This window comes from Dickeya lacustris, assembly GCF_029635795.1.
Taxonomy (GTDB): Bacteria; Pseudomonadota; Gammaproteobacteria; order Enterobacterales; family Enterobacteriaceae; genus Dickeya; species Dickeya lacustris.
This window is the reverse complement of record NZ_CP114280.1, coordinates 3,026,420-3,044,819: the sequence shown is the minus strand read 5'-3', so window position 1 is coordinate 3,044,819 and position 18,400 is coordinate 3,026,420. Positions and strand designations below refer to the sequence as shown.

7 protein-coding genes, 2 tRNA genes, 2 rRNA genes and 1 pseudogene are annotated in these 18,400 nt (G+C 54.8%); 2 read left to right on the top strand and 10 right to left on the bottom strand.

Features of this window, described 5'->3' with window-relative positions; translation table 11 throughout:
* Positions 1–14: 14 nt before the first annotated feature.
* On the bottom strand, positions 15–1,661 hold the full coding sequence (locus O1Q98_RS13870) for a Na/Pi cotransporter family protein (RefSeq protein WP_125260794.1): 1,647 nt from the start codon (positions 1,659–1,661) through the stop codon (positions 15–17).
* A 306-nt stretch (positions 1,662–1,967) separates the two neighbouring features.
* On the opposite strand from O1Q98_RS13870, the gene O1Q98_RS13865 reads away from it, so the two are divergent.
* Positions 1,968–3,422, top strand: coding sequence for a DASS family sodium-coupled anion symporter (locus O1Q98_RS13865; protein ID WP_125260795.1), 1,455 nt, complete (start codon positions 1,968–1,970; stop codon positions 3,420–3,422).
* Between the two features lie 73 nt (positions 3,423–3,495).
* Here O1Q98_RS13865 and metH read toward each other — a convergent pair.
* A pseudogene (gene metH / locus O1Q98_RS13860) lies at positions 3,496–7,180 on the bottom strand (methionine synthase).
* Between the two features lie 178 nt (positions 7,181–7,358).
* On the opposite strand from metH, the gene iclR reads away from it, so the two are divergent.
* Positions 7,359–8,192, top strand: coding sequence for a glyoxylate bypass operon transcriptional repressor IclR (gene iclR / locus O1Q98_RS13855; RefSeq protein WP_125260797.1), 834 nt, complete (start codon positions 7,359–7,361; stop codon positions 8,190–8,192).
* Between the two features lie 24 nt (positions 8,193–8,216).
* Here iclR and aceK read toward each other — a convergent pair whose 3' ends face one another.
* The 8 genes from aceK to O1Q98_RS13815 form a co-directional block, all read right to left on the bottom strand.
* On the bottom strand, positions 8,217–9,983 hold the full coding sequence (gene aceK / locus O1Q98_RS13850) for a bifunctional isocitrate dehydrogenase kinase/phosphatase (protein ID WP_125260798.1): 1,767 nt from the start codon (positions 9,981–9,983) through the stop codon (positions 8,217–8,219).
* A 79-nt stretch (positions 9,984–10,062) separates the two neighbouring features.
* On the bottom strand, positions 10,063–11,370 hold the full coding sequence (aceA, locus tag O1Q98_RS13845; RefSeq protein WP_125260799.1) for an isocitrate lyase: 1,308 nt from the start codon (positions 11,368–11,370) through the stop codon (positions 10,063–10,065).
* A gap of 25 nt (positions 11,371–11,395) precedes the next feature.
* Entirely contained in the window at positions 11,396–12,994 is a 1,599-nt protein-coding gene (aceB, locus tag O1Q98_RS13840; RefSeq protein WP_125260800.1) for a malate synthase A, read from the bottom strand.
* A 301-nt stretch (positions 12,995–13,295) separates the two neighbouring features.
* Positions 13,296–14,225: a homoserine O-acetyltransferase MetA gene (metA, locus tag O1Q98_RS13835; protein WP_125260801.1), complete on the bottom strand. Its 930-nt coding sequence runs from the start codon at positions 14,223–14,225 to the stop codon at positions 13,296–13,298.
* Between the two features lie 637 nt (positions 14,226–14,862).
* Positions 14,863–14,978, bottom strand: a 5S ribosomal RNA gene (gene rrf / locus O1Q98_RS13830).
* Between the two features lie 120 nt (positions 14,979–15,098).
* A 23S ribosomal RNA gene (locus tag O1Q98_RS13825) occupies positions 15,099–18,008 on the bottom strand.
* 165 nt (positions 18,009–18,173) lie between these two features.
* Positions 18,174–18,249, bottom strand: a tRNA-Ala gene (locus O1Q98_RS13820).
* Positions 18,250–18,307: 58 nt separating this feature from the next.
* Positions 18,308–18,384: transfer RNA gene (locus O1Q98_RS13815), tRNA-Ile, on the bottom strand.
* Positions 18,385–18,400: the final 16 nt, after the last annotated feature.

The following is an 18,400-nucleotide window of genomic DNA, read 5'->3' as shown; positions in this document are numbered from 1 at the left end:
CACATTATCGAACCTCACATTGGCGCAACAGACTCTTCACGCCCATCATCCTCTTCTTCCGTCACCATCAGCACGTTATAGGCGACCGAACAGAACAGCGAATTAAGCCGGTTCATGTCCCCCAGCAAACCGAGGTGCAGGGAGCTGGTTTCCAGACTTTGCACATTCTGTTGATGCAATCTGTCCACATGCGCGTGGGAGTAACGCCGGTTGAGAATGCGAAAGCGGTGTTTGGCTCGGCGCAGGCGCTTCGCGCTAGTGACATCAGAGGAGAGAAACACCGACATCCCCAAGCGCAGGTTATTCATCAGCAAATCATAAAGCGCATTCAGTTCATTCAGCCCTTGTGCTGAAAAGCCGCGCAATCCATTCGGCGCCTGATCGTCAAGATCGCAGACCACTCGCTCGATAATATCGCCAGCTTGCTCAAGACTCAGCGCCATTTCAATCACTTCCGCCCAACGCTGGGAATCCCGCTCATGCAAACCGGCTTTCTCAATCTGCGCCAGATAAAGCTTGATGGCGTTATAGAGCACATCCACATCGTCATCAAGTTTTCGAATCTCACGCGCTTGCTGGGTGTTACCTTGCAAGACATCCTGAAACATCTTCAGCATCTGCTCTATCACATCGCCGATACGCAATGTCTCACGCGCCGCATTCGCCAGCGCCAGCGTCGGGGTATCCAGCGCACTCACATCCAAATGGCGTGGACGCAAACGCGGGTCAAGCTCAGGTTCAGCCCGCACAAGGTTGCAGCACAGTTCAGCCATTCGGCCAGTAAAAGGCAGTAACAACACACAGCGCACCAGATTGTAAATCAGGTGAAAATAGATAACCCGCTCCTCGTCCGGCAATGGCACGGCCGCCATGCCCTGCGCCAAATAACCAATCGCAGGCAACGCGGGCAGACAACCGATTAATTTGAAGAACATGCTGCCAAGCGCCACCTGTCTTGCCGCCTGCCCCTGCGCGCTGGTGTTAGCGAGCGCCAAAATACCGCTGCCCAAATTAGCGCCGATCACCAGGCACAACGCGACATCCAGCGAGATAACGTGGCTGGCGGTAAGCGTGGCCGTCAGTAATACGGCCGCCAGGCTGGAATAACTGACGATGGCAAATATGGCGCCTACCAGCGCATCCAGCATCACGTCGCCGGTCAGTGAAGAGAACAGCACTTTTACCCCGGTGGTTTGCGTAATCGGGGTGGCGGATTGCACAATCAGCTCCAGCGCCAGCAGAATCAAGCCAAGGCCGATACCAACGCGGCCCAGTTGCCCGGCACGGGTCTGCTTACGTGTTAAAAAGAACACCACGCCAAAGAAAATCAGCAACGGCGACAGCCAGGAGAGGTCGAAAGTCAGCACCCGCACCATCAGCGCCGTGCCGACATCCGCGCCCAGAATAATCACCAACGCGGGCGAGAGCGCAATCAACCCTTGCGCGACAAAAGAGGTGGTCAGCAACGTCGTGGCGTTACTGCTTTGCACCAGCGCAGTCACGCCGATTCCAGCCAGAAAAGCCAACGGTTTACGTTTGACGCTGTCACTGAGGGTATGCCGTAACCGGGCACCATAGACGCGCATAATCCCGGTTCGCACAATATGTGTGCCCCAAACCAGCAATGCGATAGCAGACAACAAATGCAGCAGCGTTAACACAACACCCCCTATCCCTTATCAAAAGCACGTCATCATATCGCCGGTACGCCGGTATCACCGGGTGAATCACCGCAGCGGGTCAGCCTCCTGGCCATCGCCCGTCGCGGGTTAAAATAGCCCCCATTTTACCTGTTCCTGCCTGGCTCCATGGGTGGAAATGCGGGGAAATTTTTTAAAATCACGCTCTAAATCAATAACCAAACACATTTCTCCCATCATCCATTTGCCCAGCGTTATGCTTTTCTCAACGGTCGCCTCACGCGCTCCCGATGACTCTCTCTTTGATTCCATTGCAAGGAAATACAGATGAAGACCAAAACCGCGTATGGATTGAATTGGCTGGCGCTGATCATCATCGTGGCTATCGCCGCCTTTTTCTGGCAGCTCACCCCACCCGTTGGCCTGAAACCCGCAGCCTGGCACTCTGCGGTGTTATTCGTTGCGACTATCGTCAGTATTGTGGCCAATGTGTTACCCATCGGGGCGATCGGGATTATCAGCATTACGCTGTTTGCACTGACCTACGCCGCCGGTGATACAAACGCCAATGCCGCGATCCTGACCGCTCTGAGCGACCTAAACAGCTCGCTTATCTGGCTGATTGTCGTGGCATTTATGATTGCCCGGGGTTTTATCAAAACCGGGTTGGGCCGTCGTATCGCACTGCAAATGATAAGAATGCTCGGTAAACGCACGCTAGGGCTGGCTTACGGGCTGGCGTTCGCCGATTTGGTACTCTCCCCGGCCATGCCCAGTAACACCGCACGCTGTGGCGGGGTCATTTACCCGATTGCCGATTCACTGGCGCGCAGCTTCGATTCCAGACCGGAAGATGCATCGCGCAGCAAAATCGGCACCTTCTTAGTGACCTGTATCGGCAACGTTAACGACGTGACTGCGGCGCTGTTTATGACTGGTTATACCGGCAATTTGCTGGCAGTAAAACTGGCGGCCAATGCGGGCGTCACCATCACCTGGGGAAGCTGGTTTGTCGCCGCCGTCGTGCCGTGCGTGATTTCCCTGCTGCTGGTACCGCTGTGCGTCTATGTGCTGGTTAAACCGGAAGTTCGCCACACGCCGGATGCGCCGAGAATAGCGATTGACGAGCTGAACAAAATGGGCAGGATGACGCGCGGCGAGTGGCTGATGGCTGCAACGGTGCTCATCTTGTTGGTGCTGTGGATTTTCGGTGACACGCTGGGTGTTGATGCGACCACCGCCTCCTTCGTCGGCCTTTCGCTGCTGCTACTGAGCGGCGTATTAAGCTGGGAGGATATCAAAGGTGAGAAAGGCGCGTGGGATACGCTGATTTGGTTCGCCGCACTGCTGATGATGGCAAACCAGTTGAAAAAACTGGGTTTCACGACGTGGTTTGGCGATCTTATCGGCAACAACATCGGCCACATGATGCAAGGCACCAGTTGGGTGCTGGTACTGTTGCTGCTCAATGCCGCCTACTTCTACACGCACTACTTTTTTGCCAGCGGCAACGCCCAAATCGCCGCACTGTATGCCGTTTTCCTTGGCGTGGGTATTCATTTGCAAATCCCCGCCGCACCGATGGCGCTGATGCTGGCGTTCACCAGCAGCCTGTACTGCTCACTCACCCAATATACCCACGCCAGAGGGCCGATTTTGTTTGGCGCAGGCTACGTCCCCACCGCCGTGTGGTGGCGCACCGGGTTTGTGATTAGTTTAATTAATCAGGCGATTTTTATGTCTGCCGGGTTGCTGTGGTGGAAAGTGATTGGACTGTACTAAACGAATCAGTATCCGCAACGCTAAATGAAACAGGCCGGTTTATCTCGGCCTGTTTTTTTTAGTCTCTCATGACTCAATCTGCATCATAGCCCAGATTCGGTGCCAGCCAGCGTTCAACCTCCTCGACCGGCATCTGCTTGCGGGCCGCGTAGTCTTCAACCTGATCGCGCTGGATTTGCGCCACGGCGAAATACTTGCTGTCCGGGTGGCTGAAATACCAGCCCGATACCGACGCCCCCGGCCACATGGCATAAGACTCGGTGAGTTTCATGCCAACGGTGTTGTCCACATCCAGCAATTGCCAGATAGTCGCCTTTTCGGTGTGCTCCGGGCAGGCGGGGTAGCCCGGTGCCGGACGAATCCCCTGATAATTTTCACGGATAAGCTCCTCATTACCGAGGTTCTCGTTCGGCGCATAGCCCCAGTAGACCTTGCGCACCCGCTCGTGCAGGTACTCGGCGAAGGCCTCTGCCAGCCGGTCAGCCAGCGCCTTGAGCATGATTTTGTTGTAATCGTCGTGTTGGGCTTCCCACTGTGCCGCCAGCGCGTCTTCTTCAAGCCCGCCGGTCACGGCAAATGCCCCCAAATAGTCAGGTTTGCCGCTGGATAGCGGTGCAACAAAATCCGCCAGACAGTAATTCGGGAAATCGGTTTTTTCGGTTTGCTGGCGTAACTGATGGCTGACGGCCAGCACCTCGGTACGCCGCTCGTCGGTATAGATTTCAATGTCATCCCCCACCCGGTTAGCCGGGAACAGGCCCACGACCCCGCGCGGGTTTAATGCGCCGCTGGCAGCCAGGCTATCGAGCATGGCATTGGCATCGGCAAACAGGCGTTGCGCCTCTTCGCCCACCACCTCATCGGTCAGGATCTGCGGATATTTGCCCGCCAGCGACCAGGTCATGAAGAATGGAGTCCAGTCGATATAGTGGCGTAATGTCTCGATGCTGGCGAAAACCGGCTGTACGCCCAAGCGGTGCGCCACCGGCGGTGTGTAGCGTCTCCCAGTCAATCGGCATGGCGTTATTGCGCGCCACCGTAAGCGACACCGGCGGCGTGCGCGGTTTTTTACGGGCGTGCTGGATGCGCACCGTTTCATACTCTTTGCGAATGCGCGCCACAAAATCGTCGTGTTGCGTATCCGAGAGCAGCGCCGACACCACGCTGACCGAACGTGAGGCATTTTGCACATACACCGTCGGGCCACTGTAGTTCTGCTCGATTTTCACCGCCGTGTGCGCCTTGGAGGTGGTCGCCCCGCCAATCAGCAACGGCAACGTAAAGCCCTGGCGCTCCATCTCTTTGGCAACGTTGACCATTTCGTCCAGCGACGGGGTGATCAACCCCGACAGGCCGATAATATCGACGTTTTCTTCACGCGCCGTCTTAAGGATTTTGTCAGCCGGTACCATCACGCCCAAATCGATGATTTCGTAGTTGTTGCACTGCAACACCACGCCGACGATGTTCTTGCCGATGTCGTGAACATCGCCTTTCACCGTCGCCAGCAAGATTTTACCGGCGCTGCTGCCTGCCTCCTTGCTGGCCTGAATAAACGGCTCCAGATAGGCCACCGCCTGCTTCATCACACGCGCGGATTTCACCACCTGCGGCAGGAACATTTTCCCCGCGCCGAACAGGTCGCCGACCACATTCATGCCGTCCATCAGCGGGCCTTCAATCACCTCGATGGGCCGGGTTGACTGCGCGCGCGCTTCCTCGGTGTCCTGCTCGATGAATTCGGTAATCCCTTTCACCAACGCATATTCCAGCCGTTTTCTCACCGGCCAGCCGCGCCACTCGGCTTCGCCTTTATTGCTGTCGTCATCCGACTTGGTGCCACGGTATTTTTCGGCCATCGCCAGCAAGCGCTCGGTGCCGTCGTCACGCCGGTTGAGAATCACGTCTTCGACGGCGTCACGCAGTTCAGCGGGCAAGTCGTCGTAAATAGCCAACTGACCGGCGTTGACGATGCCCATGTCCATGCCGTTGCGAATGGCGTAATACAGGAACACGGCGTGAATCGCCTCACGCACCGGTTCGTTGCCGCGAAACGAGAACGACACGTTAGACACGCCGCCGGAAATCATCGCATGCGGCAGTTGGGCTTTGATGTCAGCACAGGCTTCAATGAAGTCCACCGCGTAGTTGTTGTGCTCTTCGATACCGGTCGCGACGGCAAAAATGTTCGGGTCGAAAATGATGTCTTCCGGCGGGAAACCGACCTCTTCGGTCAGGATCTGGTAGGCGCGGCGGCAAATCTCGATTTTGCGCGCGCGGGTATCGGCCTGGCCGACCTCGTCAAACGCCATCACCACCACGGCAGCACCGTAACGCCTGACCAGCCGGGCGTGATGCACAAAGGCGTCCACGCCCTCTTTCATCGAAATCGAGTTAACAATCCCTTTGCCCTGAATACATTTCAGCCCGGCCTCCACCACGTCCCACTTCGAGGAGTCAATCATAATGGGCACGCGGGCAATGTCTGGCTCACCGGCAATCAAGTTCAGAAAGCGCACCATCGCTTCCTGCGCATTGAGCATCCCTTCGTCCATGTTGATGTCGATAATCTGCGCGCCGCTTTCCACCTGCTGGCGCGCCACATCCAGCGCTTCGTTATATTTTTCTTCTTTGATAAGGCGCTTGAATTTGGCCGAACCGGTAACGTTGGTACGTTCACCGACGTTCACAAACAGCGTGTCGCTGCCAATATTGAGCGGCTCCAGCCCGGAAAGGCGGCAGGCCACTGGCAGCGCAGGCAAGGCGCGCGGAGCCACACCCTCGACCGCTTTCACCATCGCGGCGATGTGCTCAGGCGTGGTGCCGCAACAGCCACCGATAATATTCAGGAAGCCGGATTGCGCCCATTCCCCTATCTGGCGCGCCATCTCTTCGGCATCCAGATCGTACTCGCCAAAGGCGTTCGGCAAGCCAGCGTTCGGGTGCGCGGTGACATAACACTCGGCAATGCGCGACAGCTCCGCCACGTACTGGCGCAGCTCATCCGGCCCCAATGCACAGTTCAGGCCAAACGACAGCGGCCGGGCGTGGCGCAGCGAGTTATAAAAGGCTTCGGTGGTCTGGCCGGACAGGGTACGGCCAGAGGCGTCGGTAATGGTGCCGGAAATCATTACCGGCAATGTGACGCCCAACGCCTCGAATTCGGTTTCCACCGCAAACACGGCCGCTTTCGCGTTTAACGTGTCAAAGACGGTTTCAATCAAAATGATATCGACGCCACCTTCAATTAATGCGCGGGTCGATTCGCGGTAGGCGTCTACCAGTTGATCAAAGCTGACGTTACGGTACGCCGGGTCATTCACATCGGGTGAAATCGAGGCCGTGCGGTTGGTCGGCCCCAGCACGCCTGCCACATAACGCGGGCGCTCTGGCGTGCGCGCCGTCCACTCATCGGCGCAGGCGCGCGCCAGCCGGGCAGCAACGGTGTTAATTTCCGCCGAGAGCGCCTCCATCTGATAATCCGCCATCGCAATGCGGGTGGCGTTAAACGTGTTGGTTTCCAGAATGTCGGCACCAGCGGCCAGATAGTCATGATGAATGGCGGTTATCACCTCCGGTTTACTCAGCACCAGCAGGTCATTATTGCCTTTCAGGTCACTCGGCCAGTCGGCAAAGCGTTCACCCCGGTAGTCTTCTTCTTGTAAACGGTAGCTTTGGATCATCGTCCCCATGCCACCGTCCAGAATCATAATGCGCTGCGCCAGCTGCTGCTGTAATGCCTGTAACCGATTTGCCATTATCTTGTTCTCGTTATTTACCTGTCGTCTGTGCGAGCCTTTATCCTAGCATAAGAGATAGCCACGCCCGCGCCCTACGTTGTTGAGAAACGCGCGGCAATCCTCGGTGAAAAGAAGGTTGCATTCTGTACTGAAAAAACGAAAATCGATTCCATGATATGAAAAAGGACTCCTCTGCATGACTGCTTCCGAACCCGCCAAACGTGGCAAAAAACCCCGGGCCGCCAGTGCCACTGTGCCTGTTCAGCCCGCCGGACAAGTGCAATCACTGACGCGGGGCCTGACATTGCTGGAGTACATCGCCCGCGCCAACGGCAGCATCGCTTTAACGGATTTGGCACAGCAGGCGGGGCTACCCAACTCGACGACCCACCGGTTGTTGACCACCATGCAGCAACAGGGGTTTGTACGTCAGGTGGGAGACCTGGGGTTATGGACTATCGGCACGCAGGCGTTCATTGTCGGCAGCAGTTTTTTGCAAAGCCGCAACCTGCTCACGCTGGTACACCCGATGCTGCGCCAATTGATGGAAGACTCCGGCGAAACGGTCAACCTCGCGGTACTGGATGCCACCGATCATCAGGCGATTATTATCGACCAGGTGCAGTGCAGAGCATTAATGCGTATGTCCGCGCCCATCGGCGGCAAATTGCCGATGCATGCCTCCGGCGCGGGCAAAGCGTTTCTGGCGCAGTTGCCGGAAGAAAAAATCGCTCAGTTGCTGCACCGCAAAGGGCTGCACAGTTACACCACCCACACGCTGGGGGCGCAGACGCTCAAAGACAATCTGGCGGTGATTCGGCGTCAAGGCTACGCGCTGGATGACGAAGAGCACGCGCTGGGCCTGCGCTGCGTGGCCGCCTGTATTCTGGATGAGCATCACGAAGCCTTCGCCGCCATCTCTATTTCAGGCCCGGTGTCACGCATGACGGATGATCGCCTCACCGAGCTGGGCGCGCTGGTTATCAAAGCGGCAAAAAGTATTACCTATCAATACGGTGGTACGCGCTGAATGGCGGCACGCGCTCAACGGCTGTCAGCCGTGTTTCACGTTGATTAATTCAGTAACGTTGATTGAGTCAGCATAGCGCTGACAAAAGCGTTTTCTGCGCCGGTACGCATAGACATCGTCGATATGACCGGCGCGAATACGCTGCTGTAACCCCCGCCAGTAATCGGCCTGGAACAACTCGCCGTGCAGAGCCTCAAACAGCGCCTGCACCTTCGGGTCACTGCACAAAAACTGGCGAAACTCCTGTGGGAAGACATCATTGGGCCCCACGCTATACCAGGGTTCGGCGGCCATTTCATCGGCGATGTCACGCGGCGGTGGCAGATCGCGGAAGTTCACCTCGGTCATGTAACAGATTTCGTCGTAGTCATAAAACACCACCCGGCCATGGCGGGTGACGCCGAAGTTTTTAAACAGCATGTCGCCGGGAAAAATATTGGCCGCCGCCATCTGGCGAATCGCATTGCCGTACTCCTCAATCACATCGCGCAGCGCCTGCCCGCTCACCTGCTCCAGATAGAGGTTCAGCGGCGTCATCCGCCGTTCCATATACAGATGACGAATCACCAGCCTATCGCCCAGGTCATCAAGCTTGCCGGGCACCTCGCGCCACAGCTCTTCCAGCAACGCGGTGCTGATGCGCGCTTTTTCCAGCACAAAGTTTTCATATTCTTGCGTATCGGCCATACGACCGACGCGATCATGCTCTTTCACCAGTTGGTAGCAGGCCCGCACCCGCGCCTCACTGACCTCTTTTTGCGGCGCGAAGTTATCCTTAATCACTTTAAATACCCGGTCAAAACCCGGCAGGGTAAACACCAGCATCACCATCCCTTTCACACCCGGCGCGCTGACAAATTGCTCGCGGGTGCGGGCAATAAAATTCAGGTACTCACGGTAATATTCGGTTTTGCTGTGCTTCTGGCAGCCAATCGCCAGATACAGCTCGGCGGTGGTCTTACCCGGTAAAATATCGCGCAGCCAGGCCACCAGCGCGCAGGGCAGCGGCGCGTAAACCATAAAATAAGAGCGCGCGAACCCAAATACGATGCTGGCATCGGCAGGGTGAGTTAAGCAGGTATCGATAAACAGCGTGCCGTGCTCCGTGCGATGAATCGGCAGCAGAAACGGGAAAATCCCCTGCGGCAACACCAGTTTTCCCACCAGCCATGCCGCTTTATTGCGGTAAAACAGCTCATTGGCCACCTGAAGCGAAGCCGCCGCCAGCGCCGGGCTTGAAAACGTTTCAGCCAGCGAGCGCAGAATATAATCGACATCACGCGCCAGATTTTCCCACTCCAGGCGTAGCGGCAATGCCGTCAATACGCCCGTCAGCATTGCCTGCCAGCCGTGATGGGGGTGATAGGTACGCGCCAGCGGGCGCACCATTGCGCCAACGGGCTGTGGCGGCTGGGAGCTGAAAATAAACAGCTTATCCGGCGTCAGCTCGCGGTGGTGAAATAACCGGCAATACACCGAGTTGAAAAAGCTTTCGGCAATCTCAAAACGGGGGTAGTCCGGTAACAAGGCGGTATACCGCTGTTTTACGCGCGCGACGAATGCGGCGTCATAACAGCGCTGCTCGCTAATACACGCCAGTTGCGCCACCACCAGCCCGACATGGTGGTCATAAAGCTGAATGCGCTGTTTCATCGCCTGCTGCACGCCGTGCCAGTCCGCCTGCTCAAAACGCTGCTGCGCGCCTGCGGTAATTTCCAGAAACCGCCCGTATTGCGCATCAAAGCCCTGCAAAATGGTCTGCGCCACCAGTTGCTCTCGACCCCGGTTCATCGACCGCTCCTTCTGTCATCACCCATTAAACGGCTCGCGGCCAGCATCAGGCTGGCCGCGAGGGTGCAGTGTGTTGATCTTAGAACTGCTGTTCTTCCGTCGAACCGGTCAACGCCGTGACCGATGATGACCCGCCCTGAATCAGGGTGGTGACTTTGTCGAAATACCCGGTTCCCACCTCCTGCTGGTGCGAGGAGAAGGTGTAGCCGTTTTTGATGGCGGCAAACTCCGGTTGCTGCACTTTTTCAACGTAATGTTTCATGCCCTCGCCCTGTGCGTAGGCATGCGCCAGGTCGAACATGTTGAACCACATGCTGTGAATACCGGCCAGGGTGATGAACTGGTACTTGTAGCCCATCGCCGACAGTTCATCCTGAAAGCGGGCAATGGTGCTGTCATCCAGATTCTTCTGCCAGTTAAAGGATGGCGAGCAGTTATACGCCAGCAACTTACCGGGGAAACGCGCGTGAATGGCCTCGGCAAAACGTCGGGCTAACGCCAGATCGGGCGTTGAGGTTTCACACCACACCAAATCGGCATAAGGCGCATAAGCCAGGCCTCGACTGATGGCCTGATCTACCCCAGCACGGGTTCGATAGAAGCCTTCCGCCGTGCGCTCACCGGTAACAAAATCACGGTCATAGTCATCGCAATCAGACGTCAGCAGGTCGGCGGCGTCGGCATCGGTTCGCGCGACCAACAGCGTCGGCACCCCCATGACATCGGCTGCCAGCCTTGCCGCCACCAGTTTTTGCACCGCTTCTTGCGTCGGCACCAACACCTTGCCGCCCATGTGACCACACTTCTTCACCGAGGCGAGCTGGTCTTCGAAATGCACCGCCGCCGCACCAGCCTCAATCATCGATTTCATCAGCTCAAACGCATTGAGTACACCGCCAAAACCGGCTTCGGCATCCGCCACAATCGGCAAAAAATAGTCGGTATAACGCGGGTCGTCCGGCCCGATGCCATTCGACCATTGGATCTGATCCGCCCGCCGGAAGGTATTGTTAATGCGCTGCACCACCGCAGGCACCGAGTTCGACGGGTAGAGCGATTGATCCGGGTACATACTGGCCGCCAGGTTAGCATCCGCCGCTACCTGCCAGCCGGAAAGATAAACCGCCTCCAGCCCGGCTTTCGCCTGTTGTAACGCCTGCCCGCCGGTCAGCGCGCCGAGGCAGTTGACGTACCCCTTACGCGAGGCCCCGTTTAATAATGCCCACAGTTTTTCGGCCCCAAGCTGCGCCAATGTGCATGCCGGGTTGACCGAGCCGCGCAGGTTTACCACATCCTCGGCACGATACGGCCTGGTGATGCCCTCCCAGCGCGGGGCGCGCCATGTCTGTTCTAATTGTTCGATTTGTTGGGTACGAGAGATATTCATAGGGATTCCTTTTTATTAAACAGGATTAAGCCAATAAGTCGTAACCGGGTAGGGTGAGAAAGTCGATTAACGCATCCTGCGTGGTAATCTGCTCCATCAAACGGCCTGCCTCCTCGAAGCGACCGCCGTCAAAACGCGCATCGCCCAGCTCGCGGCGAATCACCTGCATCTCTTGCGCTAACATCTGGCGAAACAGCACCTTGGTGACAACACGCCCGTCACTCAGGGTTTTACCGTGGCGAATCCACTGCCAGATTGAGGTACGGGAGATTTCGGCCGTGGCGGCATCTTCCATCAGCCCGTAAATCGGCACGCAGCCGTTACCGGAAATCCAGGCTTCGATGTATTGCACCGCCACGCGAATATTGGCGCGCATTCCCGTTTCAGTGCGCTCGCCCGGGCAAGGGGCCAACAGTTCATCAGCGGTCACTGGAGCATCATCTTCACGCAACACATCCAACTGATTCGCACGCTCGCCCAGCCATTGATTGAATACCGGCATCACCGTGTCGGCCAGACCAGGATGGGCAATCCAGGTGCCGTCATGACCGTTGCGGGCTTCCAGTTCCTTGTCCTGACGCACCTTTTCCTGCACCCAGCCATTGCGCTCGGCATCTTTACTCGGAATAAACGCCGCCATCCCCCCCATTGCCAATGCGCCACGCCGGTGGCAGGTTTTAATCAGCAAACGTGAGTAGGCACTCAAAAACGGCTTATCCATGGTGACTGACTGGCGATCCGGCAATACGCGATCGGGATGATTTTTCAACGTCTTGATATAACTGAAAATGTAATCCCAACGTCCGCAGTTCAACCCAACAATGTGATCGCGCAGGTAATAGAGAATTTCGTCCATCTGAAAAACGGCAGGTAACGTTTCTATCAGCACCGTCGCTTTGATGGTGCCGCGTGGCAAATTAAAATATGCCTCGGTATAGCTAAACACCTCGCTCCACCAGGCCGCCTCTTGCCATGACTGGGTTTTCGGCAAATAGAAATAGGGGCCGCTGCCTTTTGCCAGCAATGGGCGATAGTTGTGAAAAAAATAGAGTGCAAAATCGAACAAACTGGCAGGAACCGCGCGCTCTTGCCACAGCACGTGCTTTTCCGGCAGGTGCAGCCCGCGTACCCGGCAAATCAGCACCGCCGGATTCGCATTCAGTTGATAAATTTTACCGGTATCGCTGGTATAGCTGATGGTGCCGCGCACCGCATCACGTAAATTCACTTGCCCATCAATAACTTTTGACCAAGAGGGAGCCAGTGAATCCTCAAAATCCGCCATGAACACTTTCACGTTGGCATTCAGCGCATTAATCACCATTTTGCGCTCTACCGGGCCGGTAATTTCGACACGACGATCGACCAGATCGGCGGGAATACCGCGAATTTTCCAGTCATCATTTTTAATGGAATCACTTTCCAAAATAAAACCCGGCAGCTCTCCGGTATCAATACGTGCCTGCACCAATTTACGTGCGTCCAGCAGGCGATGCTGTTGAGGGGCAAAACGCACCACCAATTCGGTAAGAAAAGCGATGGCATCCGGTGTCAAAATCTGCCGCTCTGCCTCACCAAATGGCGTAATGAACTGTAATTCTGTGCTTACTGTCTGTTGCGTCATGTTGTCATTCCTGTTCAACCCATACCGCATTCATGAGCGTATACTTTACGTACCACACTCGAACATTTTTCAGCCAACAGCACCAAGCCTAACGCAACAAAAATTAAAATCAAAAACTATTTCCATTTTTTATTTTAAATGAACTTAATGAATTGATTTTAATGAATTAAAAGTCACACGAAATAGAGGATGGCATTTCTAAAGAAGATGGAATGACGCGTGTAAAAATGGCGTACATTTAATGCATTGAAATAAAAAGAAAAGGCACCCTTGGGTGCCTTGAGGAAAAACGAGAAAGAGGTTAATCCAACGTGGGATTCATTCGACGCAAATCGAACGGTGTTATCTGATAAACGTAATAATTCAGCCAATTAGCAAACAGTAAATGCCCATGGCTACGCCAGCTGGCTCGAGGTGTTTGCTGAGGGTCATTATGGGGAAAATAATTCTCCGGCACCGCTGGCGCAAGCCCTGCATCGCTGTCTCGGAAATATTCGCCAGCCAGCGTCAAGGCATCATATTCAGGGTGCCCGGTCACAAACGCCAGGCGCTTATCCTTACTGGCGAACAGATAGGCCCCCGCCACATCAGACTCTGCCAGAATCTCTAAGTCAGTATGCTCGCGAATCACATCACAAGGAAAATCAGCATAGCGGGAGTGGGGAGCCAGAAAGGTTTCATCAAAACCACGCGTCAACAATGCATGAGGCTGCAAAGTATGATGAGAGTAAACCCCTGACAGTTTCACCTCTCGCGTCAATTTTGGAATACCGTAAAGCACATTGAGCGCCGCCTGAACCGCCCAGCAGACAAACAGGGTGGAGGTAACATGCTCTTTAGCCCAACTGACGATGCGCTCTATCTGTGGCCAATACACCACATCACAGAAATCGACCAATCCCAATGGGGCACCGGTTACGATCAGACCATCAAAATTTTCATGCTCAATATCTTCAAAATCACAATAAAAATTATTGAGATGCTCCGTTGGGGTATTCTTGGACTCGCGACTATCGATGCGCAATAGCTGAATATCTATCTGCAAAGGAGAGTTTGATAGCAGGCGCAAAAACTGATTTTCCGTCTCGATTTTCTTTGGCATCAGGTTAAGCACCAATACCTTCAACGGGCGAATTTCCTGCGTTCTGGCGCGCGAAGAGGTCATGACAAAGACATTTTCATAACGCAAGAAACTGACCGCTGGTAACTCATCAGGAACCCGGATCGGCATAACCTCACCCCTTATTACATACGTTTATACGTTTATACGTTTAGCCTTCTAGGCAGCCAAAGATAGCGATTTTCAAACACAATGTCGAGCCATAACCCACCAGGTTGAAAATCTTTCATTCAAAAATCAACTTTGAATATGCAATTTAAAGATAAGCATAGCTGGGCAAATAAGGGGGGTGCTGCCATCAAGCCCAAATAAATAGCCAATGACATAAATTTATTTATACTTCAAATGGTTATACATAAAATCGAGCTAAATGGACAAGAAGAGCAAAAGCCTGGGTAGTGATGCTGACGTATTGATAAGATTTCTGCAAGGGTGACACAAAAGCCGGTCTGAAACCCAATAGACCGGCTTTAACAAACGGTATGGCGGTTCAGGCGCAGGTCAAGGGCGGCTCTGGCAAGCTTCGCGTCTCCCAACAATCTGCTTCTGAGCAATGATGGGTTGGTGTTTCGATAGCACCGGGTGAGACAAGCGGGCGGGGTGTCAGCACAGGGCGCGTGGTTTCATGCCTGACCGTGTGTTACGGCACAGCATGCGACGTGCCGGGCCCCCATTGCCCCACCCCCGCTTAAACCGCACCCAAAACAAAAGGCCCGGTCTTTCGACCGGGCCCTTCGCCTTATTTAATGCCTGGCAGTTCCCTACTCTCGCATGGGGAGACCCCACACTACCATCGGCGCTACGGCGTTTCACTTCTGAGTTCGGCATGGGGTCAGGTGGGACCACCGCGCTATCGCCGCCAGGCAAATTCTTTTCATTCCGGCCGTTATACTCCGCTTTCGCTTCCACATAACCACCCGAACCAATCTCTGAACAAGCTGAATCTATTCTCTGCGTCTCTCACCAAAACACCTTCGGTGTTGTAAGGTTAAGCCTCTCGGGTCATTAGTACTGGTTAGCTCAACGCATCGCTGCGCTTACACACCCAGCCTATCAACGTCTTCGTCTTAAACGTCCCTTCAGGGGCCTCAAGGGCCCAGGGAAGACTCATCTCGGGGCAAGTTTCCCGCTTAGATGCTTTCAGCGGTTATCTCTTCCGCACGTAGCTACCGGGCAATGCCATTGGCATGACAACCCGAACACCAGTGGTGCGTTCACTCCGGTCCTCTCGTACTAGGAGCAACCCCCCTCAATCTTCCAACGCCCACGGCAGATAGGGACCGAACTGTCTCACGACGTTCTAAACCCAGCTCGCGTACCACTTTAAATGGCGAACAGCCATACCCTTGGGACCTACTTCAGCCCCAGGATGTGATGAGCCGACATCGAGGTGCCAAACACCGCCGTCGATATGAACTCTTGGGCGGTATCAGCCTGTTATCCCCGGAGTACCTTTTATCCGTTGAGCGATGGCCCTTCCATTCAGAACCACCGGATCACTAAGACCTGCTTTCGCACCTGCTCGAGCCGTCACTCTCGCAGTCAAGCTAGCTTATGCCTTTGCACTAACCTCCTGATGTCCGACCAGGATTAGCTAACCTTCGTGCTCCTCCGTTACTCTTTGGGAGGAGACCGCCCCAGTGACAAACTACCCACCAGACACTGTCCGCAACCCCGATTAGGGGCCCACGTTAGAACATCAAACATTAAAGGGTGGTATTTCAAGGTTGGCTCCATGCAGACTGGCGTCCACACTTCAAAGCCTCCCACCTATCCTACACATCAAGGCTCAAGGTTCAGTGTCAAGCTATAGTAAAGGTTCACGGGGTCTTTCCGTCTTGCCGCGGGTACACTGCATCTTCACAGCGAGTTCAATTTCACTGAGTCTCGGGTGGAGACAGCCTGGCCATCATTACGCCATTCGTGCAGGTCGGAACTTACCCGACAAGGAATTTCGCTACCTTAGGACCGTTATAGTTACGGCCGCCGTTTACCGGGGCTTCGATCAAGAGCTTCGCCTTGCGGCTGACCCCATCAATTAACCTTCCGGCACCGGGCAGGCGTCACACCGTATACGTCCACTTTCGTGTTTGCACAGTGCTGTGTTTTTATTAAACAGTTGCAGCCAGCTGGTATCTGCGACTCCCGTCAGCTTCGTCCGCAAGGGACTTCACCAACAGGAGCGTGCCTTCTCCCCGAAGTTACGGCACCATTTTGCCTAGTTCCTTCACCCGAGTTCTCTCAAGCGCCTGAGTATTCTCTACCTGACCACCTGTGTCGGTTTGGGGTACGATTCAATGTTACCTGATGCTTAGAGGCTTTTCCTGGAAGCAGGGCATCTGTCACTTCAGTACCGTAGTACCTCGTCATTACGCCTCAGTGTTAACAGCAGACCGGATTTGCCTGGTCCACCCACCTGCACGCTTAAACCGGGACAACCGTCGCCCGGATGACATAGCCTTCTCCGTCCCCCTTCGCAGTAACACCAAGTACAGGAATATTAACCTGTTTCCCATCGACTACGCTTTTCAGCCTCGCCTTAGGGGTCGACTCACCCTGCCCCGATTAACGTTGGACAGGAACCCTTGGTCTTCCGGCGTGCGGGTTTTTCACCCGCATTATCGTTACTTATGTCAGCATTCGCACTTCTGATACCTCCAGCAGCCCTCACAGGCCACCTTCACAGGCTTACAGAACGCTCCCCTACCCAACAACACATAAGTGTCGCTGCCGCAGCTTCGGTGCATGGTTTTAGCCCCGTTACATCTTCCGCGCAGGCCGACTCGACCAGTGAGCTATTACGCTTTCTTTAAATGATGGCTGCTTCTAAGCCAACATCCTGGCTGTCTGGGCCTTCCCACATCGTTTCCCACTTAACCATGACTTTGGGACCTTAGCTGGCGGTCTGGGTTGTTTCCCTCTTCACGACGGACGTTAGCACCCGCCGTGTGTCTCCCGTGATAACATTCTTCGGTATTCGCAGTTTGCATCGGGTTGGTAAGCCGGGATGGCCCCCTAGCCGAAACAGTGCTCTACCCCCGAAGATGAATTCACGAGGCGCTACCTAAATAGCTTTCGGGGAGAACCAGCTATCTCCCGGTTTGATTGGCCTTTCACCCCCAGCCACAAGTCATCCGCTAATTTTTCAACATTAGTCGGTTCGGTCCTCCAGTTAGTGTTACCCAACCTTCAACCTGCCCATGGCTAGATCACCGGGTTTCGGGTCTATACCCTGCAACTTAACGCCCAGTTAAGACTCGGTTTCCCTGCGGCTCCCCTATGGGTTAACCTTGCTACAGAATATAAGTCGCTGACCCATTATACAAAAGGTACGCAGTCACCCTGATAAATCAAGGCTCCCACTGCTTGTACGTACACGGTTTCAGGTTCTATTTCACTCCCCTCGCCGGGGTTCTTTTCGCCTTTCCCTCACGGTACTGGTTCACTATCGGTCAGTCAGGAGTATTTAGCCTTGGAGGATGGTCCCCCCATATTCAGACAGGATACCACGTGTCCCGCCCTACTCATCGAACTCACGACCTGTGCATCTTCGTGTACGGGACTGTCACCCTGTATCGTGCGCCTTTCCAGACGCTTCCACTGACACACAAGCCGATTCAGGTTCTGGGCTCTTCCCCGTTCGCTCGCCGCTACTGGGGAATCTCGGTTGATTTCTTTTCCTCGGGGTACTGAGATGTTTCAGTTCCCCCGGTTCGCCTCACACACCTATGAATTCAGTGTGTGATAGTGTGTCGAAACACACTGGGTTTCCCCATTCGGGTATCGTCGGGTATAACGGTTCATATCACCTTGCCGACGCTTATCGCAGATTAGCACGCCCTTCATCGCCTCTGACTGCCTAGGCATCCACCGTGTACGCTTAGTCGCTTAACCTCACAACCCGAAAGTGTTTCGGGATGCAAGTTTTTGAGAGACTCGAACAACACATGCATTCGCATACACATGCTGTCGTTTCAATTTTCAGCTTGTTCCAGATTGTTAAAGAGCAGAATACTTCGCAGCATACTGTTTCCAGTACACTCTGAAGTCATTCGTTAATGGTGGAGCTATGCGGGATAGAACCGCAGACCTCCTGCGTGCAAAGCAGGCGCTCTCCCAGCTGAGCTATAGCCCCATCGTAGTGAGTACAACCTTTTTCAGCCCCGCGCCGTGCTCTCGCACCCTCGCGAAACTGGTAGGCCTGTGTGGTATTGAACCACCGACCTCACCCTTATCAGGGGTGCGCTCTAACCACCTGAGCTACAAGCCTATAAGGTTTTACTGCT

Coding starts and splice junctions, on each gene's coding strand:
- aceB (WP_125260800.1), bottom strand. CDS start 12,994: ATGACGCAACAGACAGTAAGCACAGAATTACAGTTCATTACGCCATTT.
- O1Q98_RS13865 (WP_125260795.1), top strand. CDS start 1,968: ATGAAGACCAAAACCGCGTATGGATTGAATTGGCTGGCGCTGATCATC.
- aceA (WP_125260799.1), bottom strand. CDS start 11,370: ATGAATATCTCTCGTACCCAACAAATCGAACAATTAGAACAGACATGG.
- aceK (WP_125260798.1), bottom strand. CDS start 9,983: ATGAACCGGGGTCGAGAGCAACTGGTGGCGCAGACCATTTTGCAGGGC.
- metA (WP_125260801.1), bottom strand. CDS start 14,225: ATGCCGATCCGGGTTCCTGATGAGTTACCAGCGGTCAGTTTCTTGCGT.
- iclR (WP_125260797.1), top strand. CDS start 7,359: ATGACTGCTTCCGAACCCGCCAAACGTGGCAAAAAACCCCGGGCCGCC.